The sequence below is a fragment of the Streptomyces puniciscabiei genome (assembly GCF_006715785.1).
In the GTDB taxonomy this organism is placed as follows: Bacteria; Actinomycetota; Actinomycetes; order Streptomycetales; family Streptomycetaceae; genus Streptomyces; species Streptomyces puniciscabiei.
In genome coordinates this window covers 1-20,520 of sequence record NZ_VFNX01000006.1, presented here as the reverse complement: position 1 = coordinate 20,520, position 20,520 = coordinate 1, and the positions used below count along the sequence as shown (strand labels likewise).

The following is a 20,520-nucleotide window of genomic DNA, read 5'->3' as shown; positions in this document are numbered from 1 at the left end:
TCGTTCGACTCCTGCGCCCAGGCGCGCGGCATCCACCACGGACCGCTCCCCGGTGGTACTCCACCTCAGCGCCAGTCACGGCCCGGGTACAGGGTAACCGAGCACCCGTACGGCTCCCCGCCTCGGCACCGGGCCGACGCGCCGGGGCGGCTGCCGCGGGGCCGGTGCCGTCAGGGCCCGGGGTGACCGGGGCCGTCGGGCCTCAGCCCGCCGCGTCGGACGTGGCCGCGCCCGACCCCGCCGCGTCCGGCGCGGCCGGGCCCGGCGGCAACGGGTCCGCGCCGTCCAGCAACGCGGTCGCCCCGCACGCAGCCGTTCGGCGTCGACGGACTCCGCCCAGCGGGCCGGCCGGCGCGGTCTGACTGCCGTGGACGGCCGGCAGGCGCCGCAGGGCCCGGGCCTCGTCGAGTTCCCCGAGGTCCGTGGCCAGCGCCGTGGCGCCCGCCTCGTCGCCCGTGTCCCGGGCCAGTACCGCCAGCAGCAACAGCTGGGAGAGGGTGCCGGGCACCGCGCCGGCCCGGGCGCCCAGCGCGGTGGCCCGGCGCCAGCGCTCCCGGCCCCGCTCGTACGCGCCGGAGCCGTGGTCGTGGCCCCCGCGGTGCCGCAGCGCCTCGCGGGCCAGCAGATCGTCCGCGCCACCCTCCCCGGCCCGCAGTGCCTGCGCCCAGTACCCGGCGCCCGCCGCCGCGTCGGCGAAGTGGTGGTCGGCGATCAGCCCCCGGTACATCGCCGCCCAGCCCCGGCGCACCTCGTCCGGAGCGCCGTCGTACAGGTCCCGCGCCCGGTCACGCAGGGCGGCGAGCGCCCCGGAGCCCTTGCCCGCCGGGCCGAGGCGCGGGGCGCCGGCTATGTGGAGCAGCCGGGCGTAGGTGTGTCTGAGGCGGAGGAGCCCGGTGTCCCGGTCACCGTCCGGGAACTCCCGCTCGGCTGCCTCGATCCGTGCGGACGCAGCGCGGCCCGCTTCCAACGGCCGGCGGTGGCCAACTCACCTGCTGCGCAGAGAAGTTGCCGAACGCTCGGTGGACCGGCACGTCGCGTCTGGGCGCGCGAGCCGGAGTGGCTGGACCCGGTGCGGGAGGCCGTCGCCGCCCGGCTGATGATCCTCGCCCGGCACATGTCCCAGGGCTGCCGGGTGGTGCTCGACGCGGACGGCCTGAAGTACTGGCAGTACAAAGTGCTGTTGACACTGCGCCGGTCCGGGCCGCCGTACGAGTCCGGTCCGTCCGTACTCGCCGAGCGGCTGGGCCTGACCCAGGGCGCGCTCTCGGCCCGGCTGGGGCCGATCGAGGAGGCTGGGCTGATCACCCGTACCCACGAGAGCGGCGACCGCCGGCGGGTGCGGGCCGGGCTCACCGAGGCCGGGCACGCCGTGTTCGCGGCACACGCGGCAGCGGAGGACGCGGGCGAAGGTGCGCTGCTCTCAGCGCTGACCGAAACAGAGCGGCGCACACTGGCGGACCTGCTGCCCACACTGGTCCTGGCCGTCGAGGGCGAGCCCGGGGCATCCTCCCCAGGCTCGCCCGCGCCGATAAGGTCCAGGTCAACCGGGAGGTGACCCGGACCGTCGCCCATCTCCGTCCGGCGCCCGTCATGCCGGGTGTGCCTACTCGTCCCAGGCCTGGATGATCAACTGGTCCGCTATCTTGCCGTCGCGCAACGTGACCATCGACTCGGCGAGGACTCGGGTGCCGTCCCCGTACTGGCAGGACTCACTGAACGCGGCGTGATCGCCCTGCACGACGCACCGGTCCAGCCTGTGTGTCATGTCGCGGCTGTAGATGTCGTCCAGCAACTCGGCGATCTGCCCCCGGCCGCGCAGGACCGTGGGGTGGCTGGGCTGGTTGTTGCGGTCGACGATACGGATCTCCGCGTCGTCGGCGTAGAGCGACAGAAGGGTGTTCCCGGTGTTCCCCTCTATGCCCCGGCGCAGTGTCTCGATGTCGAAGCCGGAACCCGTCGCGGTGCCCATGGCTGACCTCCTTCGGGCGCCTGCGGCCCGGCGGGGCGCGGACCGCGCGGACGCCCACCCTTCGAGACTGCTCCGGCGCGGCGGCCTCGGCAAGCGCAGCCTGCGGGCCCCGCCTCAGGGGTGCGCCTGTGACGGGTCCGCGGCCGGTCCCGACCGCAGCACCGCCCAGTCCCGGCAGAGCGCGAAGGCCGAGGCCGTACCGCCCGGGGCGCCGTCCGGCAGACATTCCGGGAGCAGCCGGGTGAGCCGGTCGCCCGGGCCCAGTTCCAGCCAGGTGCGGACTCCGTCGCGGTGCAGCAGGCCGACCGCCTCCGCGAAGCGCAGCGGAGCGCGCCGCACCCAGAACTCCGGCTCGGCGGTCTCCGCGCCCACCGGACGTGCGGTGACGTCGGACACCAGGGGGAGGCGCGGCGTGCACGGGTGGAGCGTGGCGAGGGTACGGCCGTAGGCGTCGAGGATGTCGTCCAGGTGCGCGGAGTACGGCTCCGGGTCCGCCGGGCCGCCCAGGAGCCGGGCCAGGGTGCCGACCGCGTGGCAGGCGTCCGCCAGCGAGAAGACGCCCGCTGCGTACGCGGCGGCCATCCGCCCGGCCGCCTGCCCGAACACCGCGTCCGGCAGGACGCCCCAGCTGCGCAGCAACCGGTACTGCGCCACCTGGAGGGCGAACACCGCGGGCCCGGCGAACGGTTCCCGCTCCAGCAGCGCGGCCGTACGCGTCCCGTTGTCCGCGAACATCACGGATTTCAGCGGGAGTTCGAGATACGGATCGAGACGCCCGCAGATGTCGTCCAGCGTGTCGGCGAACACCGGGAACGCGTCGCTGAGTTCCCGTCCATTTCCGGGCCGCGGCTCGCCTCCGGCCGAGAAAAGGAATGCGATACGACCATTGAGGGCTTCGATGGGCATGCCCCCATTGAGGCACGCCGCAGTCGGTGCACACACCAGGCGAACTCATGCACCCTGCAAAAAGATTGCCATCATGGAATGACGTTATTCGGTCACATTCTTACCGGGGAGCGGATCATTTCTTACGAATGGCGAATGCGTACGCCGTTCTCGGCGGGCGCACCCGGCGCGGCGCATGTCGCCCGGCGGCCGGAAAGATCCACGCTCCCCGCCGTGGTCCGCGCCGCCACCGATCGGTCCCGCGTAGGGTCGGCGGCGAAGGCATTCGAGGAAGGGGCCAGACCATGGCGCAGGAAGTGCGCGGCGTGATCGCACCGGGGAAGGACGAGCCCGTACGGATCGAGACGATCGTGGTCCCCGATCCCGGGCCCGGCGAAGCCGTGGTGCGCGTCCAGGCCTGCGGGGTCTGCCATACCGACCTGCACTACAAACAGGGCGGCATCTCGGACGACTTCCCCTTCCTCCTCGGCCATGAGGCCGCCGGAGTCGTGGAGTCGGTCGGCGAGGGCGTGACCGACGTGGCGCCCGGTGACTTCGTCGTCCTCAACTGGCGTGCCGTGTGCGGGCAGTGCCGGGCCTGTCTGCGCGGGCGGCCCTGGTACTGCTTCGCCACCTACAACGCCAAGCAGAAGATGACCCTCACCGGCGGCACGGAGCTCTCGCCGGCACTGGGCATCGGCGCGTTCGCCGAGAAGACGCTCGTCGCCGCCGGCCAGTGCACCAAGGTCGACCCGGCCGTCTCCCCGGCGGTCGCCGGCCTGCTGGGCTGCGGGGTCATGGCCGGTATCGGCGCCGCCATCAACACGGGCGGTGTCGGGCGGGGCGACTCGGTCGCGGTCATCGGGTGCGGCGGGGTCGGCGACGCGGCCATCGCGGGGGCGAACCTCGCCGGCGCGGCGAAGATCATCGCCGTCGACATCGACCACCGCAAGCTGGACAAGGCCCGCACCCTGGGCGCCACCCACACCGTCAACTCCAAGGAGACCGACCCGGTCGCGGCGATCCGCGAGCTGACCGGCGGTTTCGGCGCCGACGTCGTCATCGAGGCCGTCGGCCGCCCCGAGACCTACCGGCAGGCCTTCTACGCCCGCGACTTCGCCGGCACCGTGGTCCTCGTCGGCGTCCCCACCCCCGACATGAAGCTCGAACTGCCCCTGCTGGACGTCTTCGGCCGCGGCGGCGCCCTGAAGTCCAGCTGGTACGGCGACTGCCTGCCCTCGCGTGACTTCCCCATGCTGATCGACCTGCACCTCCAGGGCCGGCTGCCGCTCGACGCGTTCGTCACCGAGACGATCCGACTGGACGAGGTCGAGAAGGCGTTCGAGCGGATGCACGGCGGCGACGTACTGCGCTCGGTGGTGGTCTTCTGATGACCGTACGCATCGAACGCCTCGTCACCACAGGGCAGTTCACCCTCGACGGCGGCACCTGGGACGTGGAGAACAACGTGTGGATCGTCGGCGACGAGCGCGAGGTGATCGTGATCGACGCCGCCCACGACGCCGAGGCCATCGCCCGCGCCGTCGACGACCGGCGCCTGATCGCCATCGTGTGCACGCACGCCCACAACGACCACGTCAACGCCGCACCCGCACTCGCCGACCTCACCGGCGCCACCATCTGGCTGCACCCCGACGACCTGCCCCTGTGGAAGACGACCCACCCCCACCGCGACCCCGACCGGCACCTCCTGGACGGCCAGGTCATCGAGGCGGCCGGCGCCGACCTGACCGTGCTCCACACCCCCGGCCACGCCCCCGGTGCCGTCTGCCTGTACGACCCCGCGCTCGGCACCGTCTTCACCGGGGACACCCTGTTCCAGGGCGGCCCGGGCGCCACCGGACGCTCCTACTCGCACTTCCCGACGATCATCGACTCCATCCGCGACAAGCTCCTCACCCTCCCGCCCGAGACCAAGGTCCTCACCGGCCACGGCGACCCCACCACCATCGGCGCCGAGGCACCGCACCTGGAGGAGTGGATCCGGCGCGGACACTGAGACCGCGCCGGCGACACCGGCAGACCGCGCAGGCAGCACTGACAGAAGGTGTCCGGTTCTCCCGTGACAGTGGACGGCGACAGCAGTCGCTCACCCGCACTCTCGCCGGGCATGCGGCGGCCCGGGGCGTGCGGGTGAACCTCGTGGTGCCGGGCACGGTCCGCACCTCGGCGTGGGAGGGGCGCGACGACGAACTCGCCGCGATCCGCCCGGTCTACCCCCTCGGCCGGGTCGGCGAGCCCGAGGACATCGCCGCCGCGGTCGCCTTCCTCGCCTCCCGGGACGCCGCCTGGATCACCGGCACCGCCCTGGTGGTCGACGGCGGACTCACGGTCGTCAACACCGGCTTTCACACGGCCGTACGACATCCCTGACGCGGTGGAGCTGTGAAGCCGAGGGCACCGCAGGGGGCGGAAGGGGTGCGGGGAACCGTGTGAGCCACCACGACGCACCCGCACCCGGCGACCGGCCGGAACCCCACGGCGCTCACCCGCCCCCGGCCGTCCCCCTCCGCAGTCGCCCCAGTAGCTCCCGCGCCGCCGGTGGCAGCGGCCCCTGCGACCGCCACGCCAGGGCCACCCGAGCGCGCGCCCGCGGGTCTTGCAGCGGGAGCACGGCGAGGCCCGGGCGGGGGCCGAGGCCGGGCAGCACGGCGACCCCGAGCCCGCGAGCCGCCAGCCGGCCCAGCCCGTCCGGCGTCGCCGCCTCGAACGCGATGTGCGGCCGGAACCGCGCCTCGGCGCACAGCCGTTCCACCACGGCACGCATCCCGGTCCCGCGCGGCAGGCCGATCAGCCGGTGCCCGCGCAGAGCCGTCGGCGGAACGGCGTCGCAGCCGTCGTACTCGGCGAGCAGGGGGTGTCCGGGAGCGGCCGCCGCGACCAGCGGCTCGTCGATCACCACGTGGTGGGCGATACCCGGCGGCGGGGCTTCCTGCGCGACGCCGACCACCGCGAGGTCCAGCTCGCCCCGGCGCAGCGCGGCCAGCATCCGGTCCGAGGTGTCCTCGGTGAGCGTGACCTCCACCTGGGGGTGCGCGTCATGGAAGTCGGCCAGCTGTCCGGCCAGGTCGAAGGGGTGCGCGAGGGTGCCCGGGACCAGGCCGACGGCGACCCGGCCGCGCAGCAGCCCGGTGTGCTCCTGCACCGTCTGCCGCACCCCGTCGACGGCCGCGAGCGCGGCCCGCGCATACGGCAGTACGGCCTCACCCACCTCCGTCGGCCGCACCGACCGGCCCGATCGATCCAGCAGCGGCTGCCCCAACTCCCGCTCCAGCTGCCGTATTTGCGCGCTGAGCCCGGGCTGGGCCAGGTGCAGCCGTTCGGCGGCCCGGGTGAATCCGGCCTCCTCCACCACCGTCACGAAGTACCGCAGCTGCCTCAACTCCATAAGCGATCATGCTAGATGCCAGACGGATCATGTCTTGGACTTCCGGCAACGCCGCCAACACCCTGGACTCATGGGGAAAGCAGCACACACCGCTACCGACCAGGCCACCACGGCCGCCGCCATCGCCGCCGAGCGTCGAGAACTGGCCGATCTTTTCGAGACGTTGACGCCCGGGCAGTGGGGCGCGCCCAGTCTGTGCGCGGGCTGGCGGGTGCGGGAGGTCGTGGCGCACATGTCGATGGGATTCCGCCATCCGGCCACGCGGGTGCTGCTGGAGCTGGTCAAGGCGCGCGGCAGCCTGCACCGCATGACCGACCGGCTCGCCCGCCGCGACGCCGCCGCCCATCCGGACGCCGTACTCGCCGGGTTCCTGCGCACCCACGCCCACCACCCCTGGACGCCTCCGATCGGCGGTCTCGCCGCGGCGCTCGGCCACGACGTCGTGCACGGCCTGGACGTCACCGTCGCCCTCGGCCTGGACCGCGACATCCCGGAGGACCGGCTGCGGATCCTGCTCGGCGCGATCGATCCGCGCGCCTTCCGCGTCTTCGGCACCGACCTGACCGGCGTACGGCTGTGCGCGGACGACCTCGACTGGTCCTTCGGCTCCGGCGCGCCGCTGTACGGCCGTGGCCAGGACCTCTTGCTGGTCGCGTACGGCCGCAGGCTCCCCGCCGGCCGGCTGCGCGGCGAGGAAGTTCACCGTTTCGTCACAGCCTGACCGGAACCACAACCCCCGGGCCCCCGCACAGGTCTAGCAGTGCGACATCGCGGGAATCGCGCAGGGGAGCACCCGGGGCAGACCCTGGGCGAACAGGGGAGAAGAGGGGTCGACATGGGGGACATACGCAGACGGGGCGTCGTCGCACTGGGGGTCACGGGACTCGTCGCGCCGCTCACACTCGCCTTGACCGCGGCCCCGGCCCAGGCAGCGAGCTGCACCACACAGACGGGGCCGTATCAGAAGCAGGTGGAGAAGTTCCTCGGCCGGCCGGTCGACGGCAAGCAGTCCGCCGCTGACTGCAGCGCCATCCAGGCCTTCCAGAACAAGCACGGCATCACGCCCGCCATCGGCTACGCCGGGCCCGTCACCTGGGGCGTGATGGACCTGATGATCAAGCAGAAGGCCGTGGGCAACAACCCCGACAAGGACGGGGCGTGCCCGGTGAACAAGGGCCGGATCGCCTGCGTGAACCTCACGCTCCAGCTGAGCTGGATCCAGGACGGCAAGAAGCTCGTCTACGGACCGGTCCCCGTGCGCACCGGCCGCAAGGGCTATGCCACCCGCACCGGCCTGAAGAAGATCTACTGGCGGGACATCAACCACGTCTCGACCGTCTACAACGTGCCGATGCCCTACAGCCAGTTCTTCGACGGCGGACAGGCCTTCCACTCGGTCAACCTGAGCATGTGGAACCCTCCGGGCTCGCACGGCTGCGTCAACATGACGACCAAGGACGCCAAGGCGTACTGGTCGCTGCTGAAGAAGGGCGACGACGTCTTCGTCTACGGCCGCAAGCCGGGCACCTGAGCAGCACCCGGGCGGCCGGCCTCGGCCGTCGCCGCCCGGGCCGTCACTCCTGCGGCGCGTCCCCGAAGTCGGGGATCGCCAGACGGGCGCCGCCCTGCCGCGCCGACTCGTGCGCGATGATGCCCGGCAGGGTGTAGCGGGCGGCCACCCACGCGTTCACCGTGGGCAGCGAACGGGCGTTGACCGCGGTGACGAAATCGTCCACGAGGAAGTGATGGCTGCCCTCGTGGCCGTTGTGGAGCTCGTCGAACTCCCGCGGCAGCCGGGACCGGTCGTGCACCGGCGCCGAACCCGAGGTGAAGGCGGCCCGCAGCTCCGGCGCGATGTGCGCCAGGGACGGATCGTCGGGGGCCAGGGTCGGCTTGGGCTCCAGCAGCTCGCTGATGTCCTTCACCCCATTCTTGTCCTGCCACAGCGCGACCGTCGCCAGCTGCTCCATGCTGGCCTCCGTACCGAAGAACCGGAACCGGGACTCGCGGATGTGCGAGGGGTAGCCGACCCGCCGGAACTCGTTCGTGCGAAACGATCCGCCGCCCGCCACCTCGAACAACGCGGTCGCGTTGGACACGTCGTTGTCGAACTGGCTGACCGAACGCTCGAAAACGCCGTCGCCGCGATCGTCCCGCACCCCGATCGCCGACACGCTCACCGCGTGCGTCCGCCAGGCCCCGAGCACCCCGCCCACCGAGTGCGTCGGGTACAGCAGCGGCGGATAGCTGGCGGTCGCCTTCCAGTTCTCGCCGCCGCTGTACTGGTACGCCTCGTAGAAGCCGAGGTCCATGTCGTGGACGTAGTCGCCCTCGGCGTAGAACAGCCGGCCGAAGGCGCCCTGGGCGATCTGGTTGCGGGCGTGCACGGTCGCCGGGTTGTACTGGCTGGTCTCACCCATCATGTACGTCAGGCCGGTCGTCCGGACCGCGTCGATGATCGCCGATATCTCGTCCGTGGTGATCGCCATGGGGACGGCGGAGTAGACGTGCTTGCCCGCACCGAGGCCCTGCAGGACCAGCGGCCCGTGCGTCCAGCGCTGGGTGAAGATCGCGACCGCGTCGACCGCCCGCGACTCCAGCATGGCCTCGTACGACGGGAAGGTGCCGGCGAGACCCTGCGAGGCGACGAGCCGCTCCGCCCGCTCGGGCAGCAGGTCGGTGACATGGACGTCGCGCACACCGGGGTGGGCCTGGAAGAGCGTGGCGAACTGACCGGAGAACTGTCCGGCGCCGACGATACCGAGGGAGAAAGTCATGCCGATTACTTTTGCCTCCGAAGAATCAGACCGTCAAGAGGGGTTTCTGGCAGGTCCACTGTCGCGCTTCTGGCGGTAGGCTGCGGCTAATTACTTCTGAGGCAGAAGAAAGCGAAGGGGTCGAGTTCATGACCAGCTGGCTGCCGCTGAGCGCCGCGGAGCGCTCCGTGGCGATCGAGGTGCTCGTGCACGGACCGCTGTCCCGCACCGAGCTGGCCCGGCGCCTCGGGCTCTCCCAGGGCAGTCTCACCCGGCTGACGAAGCCGCTCCTAGAGTCCGGGCTGCTGGCCGAGGCCCCCGAGGCGGCCGGTCCGGCCCAGGCGCGTCAGGGCCGTCCCTCGCAGCCGCTGGACGTCGTGGCCGACGCCCGCTGCTTCCTCGGCTTCAAGATCACCGGGGACATGGCCTACGGCGTCGTCACCACCCTGCGCAGCGAGGTGACCGGAAGACTCGACCGGCCGCTCACCGGCCGCGACCCGGAAGCCGTCGCCGCGCTGCTCGCGGAGATGGCCACCGCCCTGGCCGAGGGGCGTCCCGCTCCCGCGGGCATCGGCATCGGCGTGGGCGGCCTGGTGCGCGAGCGGGCGGTGGTCGCCGAGTCGCCGTTCCTCGGCTGGCGGGACGTACCGCTCGCCGCGCAGGTGGGGGAGTGCACCGGACTGCCGGTCGTCGTGGAGAACGACGTGGCCGCCCTGGTCGAGGCCGAGACCTGGTTCGGTGCGGGCCGCGGCCTGGACCGCTTCGCCGTCCTCACCATCGGCGCCGGCATCGGCTACGGGCTGGTGCTCGGGGGCAGGCGCGTGCCGTTCGCGGAGGAGGGGCGAGGCTTCGGCCGGCACTGGATCATCGACGCGAACGGCCCGCTCACGCCGGACGGCGCCCGTGGCAGCGCCGTGTCCCTGCTCACCATTCCCAGCATCGAGTACCAGATCCGCGCCGCCACCGGCCGGGACACCACCTACGAGGAGATCCTCGCCGGCGCCGCTGCGGGCGAGCCCATGGCCTCCCGGGTGATCGGCGAGGCCGCCCGGGCCCTCGGCACCCTCGTCGCACAGATCGCCAACTTCGCGATGCCGCAGAAGATCCTGCTGGCCGGTGAGGGCGTCGGTCTGATGGATGTGGCCGGGAACACGGTCCGCGCCACCATGGGTGCCCACCGGCATCCAGAGGCCGACCCGGTCGCCCTGGAGACGAAGGTCTCCGACTTCCACGACTGGGCCCGCGGCGCCGCGGTGCTGGCGATCCAGGTGCTCGTACTGGGTGAGGGCCCGGTGTGAACTCCCGTCTCATGCTTGACACATCGACGTGATGAGCACCACGTCCGTAATGTCCCTATCGAGTGCACTTACTCACAGCGCCTTCACCCCGATCGGCATATGCTTCACAGCATGTCCACCACTGTTGAAGCCGCCCCCGAGCGCTCTGCGCGATCGGCCGCGGAGGTCAACGAGGAGATCAGGGCCCTGTGGCGCCGGTCGGGCGGGACACTGACCACCGAGCAGCGCGCGGAGTACCAGCGCCTCGTGATGGAGTGGGCCGCCGCGACCCCGCCGTCGCAGCGGGCGGCCTGACCGACCTCGCGCGGACCTCGCCGCACCTTGAGGGCACCCGTGAAAGCACGGGTGCCCTTCGTACGTCGCCTGCCTCGATCCGGCGCCCGCCTCAGCCCCAGGTCGCCGAGTAGTACCGCTGATAGGCCTTGCGATCCTGTTCGGCCCTGATGTAGCGGGTCGCGACCAGTGCGATCAGACTGCCCGCGATGACCAGCAGCCCGGGACCGATGTTGCGGGTGTCCGTCAGCCGTGCCAGCAGCGTCCGGCCCTGCGTGCCCGTCACCGGTGCCGCGGACCCCGGCGAGGCCGCGCTCGGTGCCACCGCGCCCTGCGCCGCCGAGGCGGACGGCGCGGGGGAGGGGGCCGCGCTGCCGGCGGCACCACCGGCGTTCTGCGCCGACACGATCAGCTTGACGTTCAGCGCCGTCAGCGCCTTCGTCACCGGCTGGAAGAACGTCGTGCCGCCCGTCGTGCAGTCACCGTTGCCGCCCGAGGTCACGCCGAGCGCGATCCCGTCGGAGAACAGCGGCCCGCCGCTGTCTCCGGGTTCGGCGCACACGTTGGTCTGGATGAGCCCGGTGACCGTCCCTTCGGGGTAGTTGACGGTCGCGTTCAGCGCGGTGACCTGTCCGTCGTGCAGTCCGCTGGTGCTGCCGCTGCGGAACACCCGCTGCCCGACGGCCGCGTCGGCGAGCCCCGTGATCCGCACGCCGTTACCGCCGCCGATCGCGACGACGTCGGCGCCGTCACCGGCCTTGCCGGAGGCGTACTGCACGAGCGAGAAGTCGTTGCCGGGGAAAGTGCTGCTCACGGTCCGGCCGAGCTGCTGGTTCCCCTGGTTGTCGGCGAACCAGGTCGACCCCGCGGGACCGCAGTGACCGGCGGTGAGGATGAAGTCGCTCTGCCCGTTGGTCACGTTGAACCCGGCCGAGCAGCGGCCGCCGGTCGACAGGATCGGCTGGGCGCCGTTCAGCCGCGTGGTGAACGTGCCCTTCGTGCGCTCCATCCGCACGAAATTCCCTATCCTCGCCGCCACTTGGCTCATCCGGGACCAGTCGCCCGCGGACACCGTGCTGTCCGCGCTGACCACGACCCCGTTGGTCCGGTAGTCCACCGCCCACGCGGTGCCCGGCACGCGGGGCGCCGAACGCAGCGTCGCCGTCGCCGACTTCAGCTCGTCCATGCTGTGCGACACGACCTTCGCCTCGGCGCCCGCGCGCCGCACCTCGCGCGCCGCCGCCTCGTCGGTCACCGCCACGACCGGCCGCCCGTCGGCGCCGATCCAGTCGCCGGCCGTCCGTGCCGTGCCGAGCCGCGCCACCAGCGCGGCCCCGGTGTCCCCGGCGCCGGACGCGCCGGACGCGGCGAGCGGTCTGGCGGCCGCCGGAGGTGTCTCGCTCGCCATGGCCGCCTGGGCGACCATCGCGCCGCCCAGGAGGAGTCCGCCGACCGCCGCCAGACGTGTCACCCGCCTGACGATCCGTCGTCGTGCGTGCCGCATGCAGGGCTCCCGAAGCCGAACCGGACGCGCGCCGCCCGTGCCGGCGGCGCGGGACCCTCGGATCGTCGAGGGCCCGCACCTCCATACGCGGGCCACGGCCCGGGCGTTCACCGACAGCGGGGATTCCGGGCGGCCGGACCCGGCTTCCACGGGGCCCATCGCGCCGCGCCCGGCTTTTCACGCGGCTCTCGCGGGGTCCCTTGTACCGCGCTCGGATTTCGCGGGGTCCTTTATACCGTGCTCGGACTTCGTGGGGTCGCTTGTGCCGCGCTCGGATTTCGCGGGGTCCTTTGTACCGTGCTCGGACTTCGTGGGGTCGCTTGTGCCGCGCTCGGATTTCGCGGTGGCCTTTCCACCAGGCTCGGCTCTCGACGGCTCCCTTCCGCTTGCCGGGGGGGATGGCCGGCTCCCTGCCGCCTGTGCTGTGCGATGGAGGGCTTTTTTCCGCCCGTGTCGAGCGATGGCCGGCTCGGTTTCCGCCGCGGTGAGCGTTTGCCGGTTGCGTTCCGGCCGCTCTGAGCGTAAGAAACACGCTCCCGCCTGAGGTGAGCGCCTGCAGGCTCCCTCCCGCCTGCGCCGATCGGTTGCGGAATGGCTCCCGGTCAGGCTCAGCGCGGGCAGGATTTCTCACCGCTGGGCTCAGCGTGGCCGGGATCCGCCACCGCCGGGGGATTCAGCGCGGGCGGGATTCGCCGCCGTCCGGCTCAGCGTGGGCAGGATTTCTCACCGCTGGGCTCAATGCGGTCGGGATCCGCCGTCGTCCGGTTCAGCGTGGGCAGGTTCCGCCGCCGTCCGGCTCAGCGCGGCCGGGATTCGCCGCCCTCCGGTTCAGCGTGGGCAGAATCCGCCACCGCCCGGCTCAGCGCAGCCGGGATCCCCCTCCGAAGGGCTCGGTGTCTCCCGAATCCTTTCGGCCCGCGCTCAGTTCTTGCGGGCCACCCCGCCGAACATCGCGACCTCCTCCGGCTCGCCCGCGTGGTCGTCATCCGGGCGCCAGCGCGAGCAGGACACCACGCCGGGCTCCAGCAGCTCCAGGCCGTCGAAGAACCGGGTCACGTCCTCTGGAGTGCGCTGGGTCAGCTTCGGGGTGCCGTGCTCGTTCCAGAACTTCACCGCCTCGTCCACGTCCGGCATCGCCGGATGGGTGACGGTGTGCGACAGCACCAGGTGACTGCCCGCCGGCAACCGGTCCGTCAACCGCCGCACCAGCCCGTACGGGTCCTCGTCGTCGCCGATGAAGATGACCACGCCGAGCAGCATCAGCGCCACCGGCCGGCTGAAGTCCAGTGTCTTCGCGGCGTGTCCGAGGATCGCGTCGACGTTGCGCAGGTCCTCGTCCAGATAGTCGGTACGGCCCTCGGGCGTGCTGGTCAGCAGCGCACGCGCGTGCGCGAGGACCAGCGGGTCGTTGTCGACGTACACGATCCGCGACTCGGGCCCGATCCGCTGGGCGACCTCGTGCGTGTTGTCCGCGGTGGGCAGCCCGGTGCCGATGTCGAGGAACTGCCGGATGCCCACCTCGCCGACCAGGTGACGCACGGCGCGGCCGAGGAACAGCCGGTCGGCGCGCGCGTAGTCCCCGATGCCGGGGTGCAGTTGGCGTATCTGGTCGCCTGCCGCGCGGTCGACCTCGTAGTTGTCCTTGCCGCCGAGCCAGTAGTTCCAGATCCGGGCGGTGTGCGGCTGGCTGGTGTTGATGCGGGCACGCAGCGACACGGCCACCTCGTCGGTGGCTGCCGGGTTGTCGGTCACGTGGGTCAGCTCCTGGGTACGGGATGAGTTGCCGGACGAGGGATACACCGTTCAAGACGCAATCTAGACGCCCGAGTTGATCTCCGCTCGCGACCCGGGTGATCCGGTCGTTCCCGCGCCCCGCACGGGGTCCTATCGTGAGCCCCATGAGCCGCATCCCGCGCACCCCTCCCGGCGACGCCCCCGACCCGCTGCACGCCCTCGGCCCGGAGCAGTTGCGCCGCCGTACGAGCATGAAGTGGCGCACCTACCCCGAGGACGTGCTGCCGCTGTGGGTGGCCGAGATGGACGTGCCCCTCGCCGGACCCGTCGTCCGGGCCGTGACCGACGCGCTCGCCCTCGGCGACACCGGGTACCCCGCCGGCACGGCCTACGCCGAGGCACTGGCCGCGTTCGCCGCCGAACGCTGGCACTGGGACGGGATCGCCGTCGAGCGCACGGCGATCGTTCCGGACGTGATGCTCGGCGTGGTCGAGATGATCAAACTGGTCACCGGGCCAGGCGATCCGGTGATCGTCAACCCGCCGGTGTATCCGCCGTTCTTCCAGTTCGTCACGCACATGGACCGCCGGGTGGCCGAGGCCCCGCTGGGCGCCGACCTGCGTATCGACCTGGCGGTCCTCGAGCACACCTTCCGGGAGGCGACCGCCGCCGGCGGGCGCGCCGCCTTCCTGCTGTGCAGCCCGCACAACCCCACCGGCACCGTGCACACCGCCGCCGAACTGGCGGCCGTCGCCGATCTCGCCGAGCGGTACGGCGTCCGGGTCGTCGCGGACGAGATCCACGCCCCGCTCGTCGCCCCGGGCGTCACCTTCGTGCCGTACCTGAGCGTGCCCGGCGCCGAACGCGGCCTGTCCCTGATGTCGGCGTCCAAGGGCTGGAACCTGGCCGGCCTCAAAGCCGCCCTCGCCCTCGCCGGGCCCAAGGCCGCCACCGACCTGGGCCGGCTGCCCGAGGAGGTCGGCCACGGACCCAGCCACCTCGGCGTCATCGCCCACACCGCCGCCCTGCGCGAGGCCACCGACTGGCTGGACGTCCTGCTGACCGGACTGGAGGCCAACCGCACCCTGCTCGCCGGTCTGCTCGCCGAGCACCTGCCCGCGATCCGCCTGCATCCCGCCGAGGCCACCTATCTGGCCTGGCTCGACTGCCGCGCCCTCGGCCTCGGCGACGACCCCGCGCAGGTCTTCCTCGACCGCGGCCGGGTCGCCCTCAGCCCGGGCCCGTCCTTCGGCACCGGGGGCGCGGGGCACGTACGGCTGAACCTGGCGACCTCGCCCGGCATTCTCACCGAGGGGGTACGGCGCATGGCCGCCGCCCTGGCGTGACCGCGCGGGTCTCGCGAGGGTCCCGCGAGGGTGCGACCGAGCCGGGCCGCCGAGCGGGACGGCCTCCTAGACTGCCGTGCATGGACGACACGCGGCTGGACCGGCTCGGCTCCGGCAAGTACCTGCTGGTGACCAGCCACCGCAAGAACGGCACCCCGGTCGCCACCCCGGTGTGGGTGGTCCGGGACGGTGACACCCTGGGCGTCTGGACGGCCGCCGACAGCTTCAAGGTCAAACGCATCCGCCGTCGCGCCGATGTCCTCGTCGGCCCCTGCGACCTGCGCGGCAACCCCACCGGCGACCAGGTCCCGGCCACCGCGGAGATCACCGACGCCGCCACCACCGCCCGCTACCGGGACCTCATCGCCCGCAAGTACGGCATCATCGGCCGCCTCACCCTGCTCGGCAGCCGGCTGCGACGCGGGCTGGACGGCACGGTCGGCATCCGGGTGAGCCTCACGGAGTAGGGACCGAGATGCCTGCCCGGCGGGGTCGTCACCTGGTGACCCGGCCTCAACTCGCTTCGGCCCGAAGTCCGGTACGGCGCCGTCAGGTCCAGGCGCCCCGGTACGGCTCGTCCAGCAGCTGGAAGACCGGCTCGCCCCGCACCGGGTCCTGGGCGGTGGACAGCCGGACCCGGTCACCGCTGTGGATGCCGACCGGCGGGCCCATGACCCGGCCGCGTACGACGAACCCCTCGGCCATCTCGATCAGCGAGACGTTGCGTGCCGCGGGCGTGTTGCGGTGCACCACGGTGGAGTGCCGGACCGTCCCGACCCCCTCGCTGCGCTCGGTGCGCAGCTCGCTGCCCTGGCACACCGGACACAGCAGCCGGTGGTACATCGCCGTGCCGCACCAGGTGCAGCGCTGGAAGACGATGGCGTCCCTGGAGTCCGCGGGGACGGGGTCGAGAACACCCGCCGCGGAGCCGGCCGCCGGATGCGAGACGTTTGCTGAGTAGTGGTACACGCTGGTCAACTCCCTGCGCTCGGCCGGAATCCCGCGTGTCCGGCGCGCACCGGGCACACGCGTGCGCGGCGGCCGTGCCACCGTGCACGGCGACAGAGTATGGCACTCAGTGTCACTCGTAAAGGCACTGCGTACCCTTATTTCATGGAGGCGGCGCGGTCAGGCCCGGCCGAGCGCCGCCTCCAGCTCCTGCACCACCCGCCACAGCGGGGCGTCCCGGCGGGCGACCAGCACCACCACGTCGTCGGGGCCGTCCGCGGGCTCGCCGGGCGGCAGCGGGCCGAAGCGGGCGGGCGCCGGGGCGGGCTCGGCCGCGTGCCCGAACACACGCTGCACATGTCCCAGCGCGTGGTCCACCGCCGCTCCCGCATCGCCCAGGCCGTCCGAGCGCAGCCAGGAGCGGAGGGCGTTGTTGTGCGCGGCGACCACCGCGGCCGCGATGACATCCGCCCGCAGCGTCCCGTCGGGCCGGCCCGCGAAGCGCCCGCGCAGGTACTCGGCGAGCGCGCGCTCGTAGCGCCACACCACCGACAGCTCGTAGGCCCGCAGGCCCGGCACCTGCTTGGTGAGGCGGTAGCGCTGCACGGAGAACGTCGGGTTCTCCGCGTACATCCCCAGCACCAGCCGGGCCGCGTCGCACACCCGGCGCACCGGTTCGTGCTCCTCGCCGCTCGCGGCGAGGAAGGCGGTCATGTCGGCCAGGCAGCGCTCGTGGTCGGGGAAGACCACGTCCTCCTTGGAGGGGAAGTAGCGGAAGAACGAACGCCGGCCGACCCCGGCCAGTGCCACGATGTCGTCCACGGTGGTCTGCTCGTACCCGCGTTCCAGGAAGAGCTGGAAGGCCGCAGCGACGAGGGCATCGCGCATCGGCGGCTTCACGGCCGGCGCCGCGCTGCTGGAGCTCATGGAGGGGAACGTAGCACCCGAACGGTCCTGGTGACACTCAGTGCAGTTCGAGGGCCCAAATGGGGGAACCGAGTGCTGTGGGAGCAAGATCCGAACATCGGGGCGATCGAATGGATGGGTCCGATCCGCGGTCGGCCGGCATCTGGACCGCCGCTGGGCCCTGGACGGCCGGGCGTGCGCGGCCCGGCCGCACGCGGTGCCGTTCGACATGGACGGCGCCCCGACCGACACCGGATCACTGAGGCTGCGCGCACCGCGCGCGAGACGGTCCCCGGCATCGACGCGGAGGACCTCGCCGCCCTCGGCCGCCCCGCCACCCGCACCGCGGCCCACCCGCACACCCTCACCGGCGGCGACCCGGCGAGCCTCGCCGCGGCCCTGGAGTCCCGCTTCCGAGCGGCCGTCGGGCAGGAGGTGAAACCCCCGTCGGGCGCACGCGAACTCCTTTGCCTGCTCTGCGAGTTGTAGATGCCGGCGGCCCTCGTCTCGGAGTCCTCCCGACCCGTGGTGGATGCCGTGCTGAACGTGCTCGCCACCGAGGGCGCGGACACCTTCCGCACCACGATCGCCGTGGGCGAGACGGCCCCGGACCGAGCCCGCCCCCGACCCCTGCCCGGCCGCCGCCCGCACCCTGGGCGTCGACCCCGCCGCGTATCTCGCCGTGGCCGCATTGCCCGCCGGGTCACCGCGGCCGCGGCGGCGGGCTGCCGGGTGCTCGCCGTACCGTCGTACACGCCGATCGAGGCAGGACCCCGGCGCACGGTGCGCCGGGGACTCGAGGGCGTGGACATCGGCGAGTCGCGGGCGGCGGACCTCTGAGGCGGGACTGCGACGCTGGGGGACGGGCACGGAGATCCGGGCCGGGGACGGGGGCGGCCGCACCCCGACGTAACCTTTCTGCACCCACCGTCGGCACGGCGACCCGAAGCCGGCCCTGCCGCACCCGCCCGAGGAGACCCCGTATGCCCGCCGCCCGCCCCCGCCTGCTCTACGTCACCGACCTGGCGTACGAGGCCCGCGGGCGCCGCTACTGCGACGAGGACATCTTCCTCACCTCCCGGCTGCGCGCCCGCTTCGACCTCGCCCTGTGCCATCCGCTGGACGCCGCCGCGCTGATGGACGGCTTCGACGCCGTGGTGGTCCGCAACAGCGGGCCCGTCCTCGGCTACCAGCGCGCGTACGACGACTTCCGCGCGCGTGCCCTGGCCACCGGCGCCCGCGTGTACAACCCGCTCACCGGCAAGGCCGACATGGCCGGCAAGCAGTATCTGCTCGACCTGAGCGCCGCGGGCTTCCCCGTCATACCCACGGTCGGCCGCGCCGAGGAACTGCACCTGCTGCCGGCCGCCGAGCGGTACGTCGTCAAGCCGATGCTCGGCGCCGACTCCCTCGGCCTCAGGATCGTGCCCCCCGGTCAGGTCGCCGCACTCGCCACCGGTCAGGTCCTCATCCAGCCGTGCGTCGACTTCGTCCACGAGGTGTCCTTCTACTTCGTCGACGACGACTTCCAGTACGCCCTGCACGCCCCCGACCCCGCGCGCCGCTGGGAGCTGAAGCCCTATGCGGCCACCGCCGCCGACCTGGAGTTCGCCCGGCGTTTCATCGACTGGAACGACCTCGGCCACGGCATCCAGCGCGTCGACGCCTGCCGCACCCGCGACGGCGGCCTCCTGCTGGTCGAACTGGAGGACCTGAACCCCTACCTGTCCCTGCAGGCCCTCCCGGAGGACGCCAGGGACGCCTTCGTCGCCGCGTTCACGGCGTCCCTGGGCCGGTTCGCGCAGGGGGTGCGGGAGGTGCTCAGCCCAGCCTGACGGTGACCCGCTGGGTGGCCCCGGCCGTGCCCGTGAGGTCGCCGAAGCCCAGCGTCAGCGTGGCACCGGTGGTGGCCGAGGCGAGCGTGCCCGGCGCGGACGTCACCGCGGCGACGGCACGCCGCCAGGTCAGGGTGAGGCTCGTGCGCATGCGCATCGGATCGCTCACCGCGATCACGGCGGTGCCGTCGTCGTTCTCACTGATCATCACGGAGCACGGATCGCTCGCGGTGAGCGTTCCGACCGTTCCGCCGAACCAGAAGTTCACCCCGGTGAAGCCGAGCGAGGTGACGGCCACCCCCTGCTGGTGGTCCGTGTTGTCGAGCACGGTCATCCAGTGGGCGTCCGCCGCCCGGGCCTGCGTTCGGGCCGCGGTGGCGCCCGGCAGCAGGAGGTAGGCGTACGAGGCGTTCGCCGGGTCGGTGCCGTGGTCGACGTACATCGTCAGGTACTTGCGGTTCAGGACGGTGGTCGCGCCGCCCTTGTTGATCGTGCTCCAGCTGCCGTCGCGGGCGTCGCGCAGCGCCCGTACCGTCGCCCCGCCGGGGAAGACATAGCCGCCGTGCCCGCCGATGTGCGCCCACTTCGCCCCGGCGAGCGTCGCCCACCAGGGGTAGGAGGCGGGCTGGACCGTGCCGTCGACGGTGAAGGGGGCGCCGCCGGTGGGGCCGAGGTTGCGGTTCTCGACCGTGGTCTCCACGGCCGTGCCGTCGGTGCAGGTGATGCCCGCGCCGAGACAGACGACCGTGTCGTCCAGGAAGAACCACGACTTCTTCGCCACGAGCGTCGACTGCAGGCCCTTGAGGTACTGCCCGACGGCCGCCCGGTGTCCGTCCGTCGCGCCGCCCACCCAGTTCACGTCCGGCATCGAGGCGCCCCAGTCCCCGCCGGCCTGGTCGGCCAGCGCCTTGCGCGAGACGGTCGTACCGGGCAGCCGGTAAGGGTCGACGGTGGGCCAGAAGGCGTCGCTGTACTGCCCGTTGGCGAAGGTGTCCCCCCACCAGTAGAGCATCCCGGCCCCGGTGTGCCAGCCGCGCAGGTTCTCGCCGTTGCCGGTCTCGTAGTAGGTGATCCTCTTGTTCGCCATGCTCACCGAGGCCGCCCAGCCGGATCCGCGGTGCGTGGCCCGCGCCATGGACGGGAACAGCCGGTGCCCGGCCGGCTCGGCCAGCGCCGTCACCGACCCGTCGTCCTGCACCCCCTTGAGCCGGGCCAGATGCGGCAGGCTCAGCACCGGGTCGGCGAGCGGCGGGCTGTAGTGGTCGCGCTGCATCCAGCCCTTCACCAGAGCACGCCAGCGTGCGTTCTCGGCCGCGCTCGCGCCCTGCCCGAGCAGCACGATCGAGCCGAGGATCGGATGGCCGCGCAGATGGTCGTCCTGCTGGACCTGCTGGGGGTCCGCCGCCGAGAGCCCGCGGCTGATCGCCCGGCCCGCGACGCCGTCCATCATCAGACCGTTGTGCAGGAACGGCGCCCAGGCGTGCTCCACCGCGTCGAACACGATCTGCCGGTTCGGGTCCGTCACCTCCCAGCTGGACCCCGCCAGCAGCGCGAACAGCAGCCCGAGTCCGCCGAGCATGACCGAGCCGTAGGAGCCGGTGTACGGCACGGTGGTGTGCTGGACGAACGAACCGTCGGCGTACAGGCCGTCGCGGAG

At 72.6% G+C, this 20,520-nt stretch carries 22 protein-coding genes, 1 pseudogene and 1 riboswitch; of the genes and pseudogenes, 13 read left to right on the top strand and 10 right to left on the bottom strand.

Annotated elements, in window-relative coordinates; translation table 11 throughout:
• Positions 1-8: 8 nt before the first annotated feature.
• Positions 9-89, bottom strand: a riboswitch (ZMP/ZTP riboswitch).
• Positions 90-202: 113 nt separating this feature from the next.
• Positions 203-967: a hypothetical protein gene (locus FB563_RS40550; RefSeq protein WP_055708921.1), complete on the bottom strand. Its 765-nt coding sequence runs from the start codon at positions 965-967 to the stop codon at positions 203-205.
• A 102-nt stretch (positions 968-1,069) separates the two neighbouring features.
• Here FB563_RS40550 and FB563_RS40545 point away from each other — a divergent pair, with 102 nt between their 5' ends.
• Positions 1,070-1,555 carry a MarR family winged helix-turn-helix transcriptional regulator gene (locus FB563_RS40545; RefSeq protein WP_234357927.1) on the top strand — a complete coding sequence of 162 codons (486 nt, stop codon included), beginning with the start codon at positions 1,070-1,072 and terminating at the stop codon, positions 1,553-1,555.
• Positions 1,556-1,603: 48 nt separating this feature from the next.
• Here FB563_RS40545 and FB563_RS40540 read toward each other — a convergent pair whose 3' ends face one another.
• Positions 1,604-1,969 carry a nuclear transport factor 2 family protein gene (locus FB563_RS40540; RefSeq protein ID WP_055708922.1) on the bottom strand — a complete coding sequence of 122 codons (366 nt, stop codon included), beginning with the start codon at positions 1,967-1,969 and terminating at the stop codon, positions 1,604-1,606.
• 114 nt (positions 1,970-2,083) lie between these two features.
• Positions 2,084-2,875, bottom strand: coding sequence for an acyltransferase domain-containing protein (locus FB563_RS40535; protein ID WP_079048999.1), 792 nt, complete (start codon positions 2,873-2,875; stop codon positions 2,084-2,086).
• A gap of 284 nt (positions 2,876-3,159) precedes the next feature.
• On the opposite strand from FB563_RS40535, the gene FB563_RS40530 reads away from it, so the two are divergent.
• The 3 genes and pseudogenes from FB563_RS40530 to FB563_RS40520 all read left to right on the top strand — a co-directional run.
• Positions 3,160-4,245: an S-(hydroxymethyl)mycothiol dehydrogenase gene (locus FB563_RS40530; protein WP_055708924.1), complete on the top strand. Its 1,086-nt coding sequence runs from the start codon at positions 3,160-3,162 to the stop codon at positions 4,243-4,245.
• Positions 4,245-4,874, top strand: coding sequence for an MBL fold metallo-hydrolase (locus tag FB563_RS40525; RefSeq protein WP_055708925.1), 630 nt, complete (start codon positions 4,245-4,247; stop codon positions 4,872-4,874). Before FB563_RS40530 ends, FB563_RS40525 begins: the two co-directional genes overlap by 1 nt.
• Before the next feature lie 86 nt (positions 4,875-4,960).
• Positions 4,961-5,248: pseudogene (locus tag FB563_RS40520) on the top strand (SDR family oxidoreductase); the annotation flags it as partial.
• Positions 5,249-5,360: 112 nt separating this feature from the next.
• On the opposite strand, the gene FB563_RS40515 reads toward FB563_RS40520, so the two are convergent.
• Complete coding sequence (locus FB563_RS40515; protein WP_142219259.1) at positions 5,361-6,263, bottom strand: LysR family transcriptional regulator; 903 nt, start codon at positions 6,261-6,263, stop codon at positions 5,361-5,363.
• A 70-nt stretch (positions 6,264-6,333) separates the two neighbouring features.
• Between FB563_RS40515 and FB563_RS40510 the strand changes: the two genes are divergently transcribed.
• Both FB563_RS40510 and FB563_RS40505 read left to right on the top strand, forming a co-directional pair.
• Entirely contained in the window at positions 6,334-6,984 is a 651-nt protein-coding gene (locus FB563_RS40510; protein WP_055709446.1) for a maleylpyruvate isomerase family mycothiol-dependent enzyme, read from the top strand.
• A gap of 114 nt (positions 6,985-7,098) precedes the next feature.
• A complete protein-coding gene (locus FB563_RS40505) occupies positions 7,099-7,794 on the top strand; it encodes a L,D-transpeptidase family protein (RefSeq protein WP_055709445.1) in 696 nt (231 codons plus the stop codon).
• A gap of 43 nt (positions 7,795-7,837) precedes the next feature.
• On the opposite strand, the gene FB563_RS40500 is transcribed toward FB563_RS40505, so the two are convergent.
• Entirely contained in the window at positions 7,838-9,040 is a 1,203-nt protein-coding gene (locus FB563_RS40500; RefSeq protein ID WP_055709444.1) for a Gfo/Idh/MocA family protein, read from the bottom strand.
• 128 nt (positions 9,041-9,168) lie between these two features.
• On the opposite strand from FB563_RS40500, the gene FB563_RS40495 reads away from it, so the two are divergent.
• On the top strand, positions 9,169-10,317 hold the full coding sequence (locus FB563_RS40495) for an ROK family transcriptional regulator (RefSeq protein WP_055709443.1): 1,149 nt from the start codon (positions 9,169-9,171) through the stop codon (positions 10,315-10,317).
• A gap of 99 nt (positions 10,318-10,416) precedes the next feature.
• Positions 10,417-10,611 carry a hypothetical protein gene (locus tag FB563_RS40490; RefSeq protein WP_055709442.1) on the top strand — a complete coding sequence of 65 codons (195 nt, stop codon included), beginning with the start codon at positions 10,417-10,419 and terminating at the stop codon, positions 10,609-10,611.
• A gap of 91 nt (positions 10,612-10,702) precedes the next feature.
• Here FB563_RS40490 and FB563_RS40485 read toward each other — a convergent pair whose 3' ends face one another.
• Both FB563_RS40485 and FB563_RS40480 read right to left on the bottom strand, forming a co-directional pair.
• A complete protein-coding gene (locus FB563_RS40485; RefSeq protein ID WP_055709441.1) occupies positions 10,703-12,094 on the bottom strand; it encodes a S1 family peptidase in 1,392 nt (463 codons plus the stop codon).
• 921 nt (positions 12,095-13,015) lie between these two features.
• Positions 13,016-13,846: an SAM-dependent methyltransferase gene (locus FB563_RS40480; protein ID WP_055709440.1), complete on the bottom strand. Its 831-nt coding sequence runs from the start codon at positions 13,844-13,846 to the stop codon at positions 13,016-13,018.
• 146 nt (positions 13,847-13,992) lie between these two features.
• Here FB563_RS40480 and FB563_RS40475 point away from each other — a divergent pair, with 146 nt between their 5' ends.
• Positions 13,993-15,174 (top strand): MalY/PatB family protein, encoded by a 1,182-nt coding sequence (locus tag FB563_RS40475; RefSeq protein WP_055709439.1) that lies wholly within the window; start codon positions 13,993-13,995, stop codon positions 15,172-15,174.
• An 80-nt stretch (positions 15,175-15,254) separates the two neighbouring features.
• Positions 15,255-15,641 (top strand): PPOX class F420-dependent oxidoreductase, encoded by a 387-nt coding sequence (locus FB563_RS40470; RefSeq protein WP_055709438.1) that lies wholly within the window; start codon positions 15,255-15,257, stop codon positions 15,639-15,641.
• Positions 15,642-15,723: 82 nt separating this feature from the next.
• Here FB563_RS40470 and FB563_RS40465 read toward each other — a convergent pair whose 3' ends face one another.
• Positions 15,724-16,143, bottom strand: a complete 420-nt coding sequence (locus tag FB563_RS40465; RefSeq protein WP_055709437.1) for a Zn-ribbon domain-containing OB-fold protein — start codon at positions 16,141-16,143, stop codon at positions 15,724-15,726.
• A gap of 159 nt (positions 16,144-16,302) precedes the next feature.
• Positions 16,303-17,049, bottom strand: coding sequence for a TetR family transcriptional regulator (locus FB563_RS40460; protein ID WP_055709436.1), 747 nt, complete (start codon positions 17,047-17,049; stop codon positions 16,303-16,305).
• A 174-nt stretch (positions 17,050-17,223) separates the two neighbouring features.
• Here FB563_RS40460 and FB563_RS40455 point away from each other — a divergent pair, with 174 nt between their 5' ends.
• The 3 genes from FB563_RS40455 to FB563_RS40445 all read left to right on the top strand — a co-directional run bounded on the left by FB563_RS40455 (position 17,224) and on the right by FB563_RS40445 (position 18,863).
• A complete protein-coding gene (locus tag FB563_RS40455; RefSeq protein WP_142219258.1) occupies positions 17,224-17,517 on the top strand; it encodes a hypothetical protein in 294 nt (97 codons plus the stop codon).
• Between the two features lie 48 nt (positions 17,518-17,565).
• Positions 17,566-17,868 (top strand): hypothetical protein, encoded by a 303-nt coding sequence (locus FB563_RS40450; protein WP_167528557.1) that lies wholly within the window; start codon positions 17,566-17,568, stop codon positions 17,866-17,868.
• A 143-nt stretch (positions 17,869-18,011) separates the two neighbouring features.
• The gene (locus FB563_RS40445; protein ID WP_142219256.1) at positions 18,012-18,863 is read left to right on the top strand and encodes an ATP-grasp domain-containing protein; all 852 of its coding nucleotides are present in this window, start codon (positions 18,012-18,014) and stop codon (positions 18,861-18,863) included.
• On the opposite strand, the gene FB563_RS40440 is transcribed toward FB563_RS40445, so the two are convergent.
• Positions 18,850-20,520 (bottom strand): polysaccharide lyase 8 family protein (locus FB563_RS40440; RefSeq protein WP_142219255.1); only part of this gene is annotated, 1,671 nt, incomplete at its 5' end. The genes FB563_RS40445 and FB563_RS40440 overlap by 14 nt on opposite strands.

Bases quoted from the DNA above. Each gene is read 5' to 3' on its own strand.
- FB563_RS40540 (WP_055708922.1), bottom strand. From the start codon at position 1,969: ATGGGCACCGCGACGGGTTCCGGCTTCGACATCGAGACACTGCGCCGG.
- FB563_RS40535 (WP_079048999.1), bottom strand. From the start codon at position 2,875: ATGCCCATCGAAGCCCTCAATGGTCGTATCGCATTCCTTTTCTCGGCC.
- FB563_RS40530 (WP_055708924.1), top strand. From the start codon at position 3,160: ATGGCGCAGGAAGTGCGCGGCGTGATCGCACCGGGGAAGGACGAGCCC.
- FB563_RS40525 (WP_055708925.1), top strand. From the start codon at position 4,245: ATGACCGTACGCATCGAACGCCTCGTCACCACAGGGCAGTTCACCCTC.
- FB563_RS40515 (WP_142219259.1), bottom strand. From the start codon at position 6,263: ATGGAGTTGAGGCAGCTGCGGTACTTCGTGACGGTGGTGGAGGAGGCC.
- FB563_RS40510 (WP_055709446.1), top strand. From the start codon at position 6,334: ATGGGGAAAGCAGCACACACCGCTACCGACCAGGCCACCACGGCCGCC.
- FB563_RS40505 (WP_055709445.1), top strand. From the start codon at position 7,099: ATGGGGGACATACGCAGACGGGGCGTCGTCGCACTGGGGGTCACGGGA.
- FB563_RS40500 (WP_055709444.1), bottom strand. From the start codon at position 9,040: ATGACTTTCTCCCTCGGTATCGTCGGCGCCGGACAGTTCTCCGGTCAG.
- FB563_RS40495 (WP_055709443.1), top strand. From the start codon at position 9,169: ATGACCAGCTGGCTGCCGCTGAGCGCCGCGGAGCGCTCCGTGGCGATC.
- FB563_RS40490 (WP_055709442.1), top strand. From the start codon at position 10,417: ATGCTTCACAGCATGTCCACCACTGTTGAAGCCGCCCCCGAGCGCTCT.
- FB563_RS40485 (WP_055709441.1), bottom strand. From the start codon at position 12,094: ATGCGGCACGCACGACGACGGATCGTCAGGCGGGTGACACGTCTGGCG.
- FB563_RS40475 (WP_055709439.1), top strand. From the start codon at position 13,993: ATGAGCCGCATCCCGCGCACCCCTCCCGGCGACGCCCCCGACCCGCTG.
- FB563_RS40470 (WP_055709438.1), top strand. From the start codon at position 15,255: ATGGACGACACGCGGCTGGACCGGCTCGGCTCCGGCAAGTACCTGCTG.
- FB563_RS40460 (WP_055709436.1), bottom strand. From the start codon at position 17,049: ATGAGCTCCAGCAGCGCGGCGCCGGCCGTGAAGCCGCCGATGCGCGAT.
- FB563_RS40445 (WP_142219256.1), top strand. From the start codon at position 18,012: ATGCCCGCCGCCCGCCCCCGCCTGCTCTACGTCACCGACCTGGCGTAC.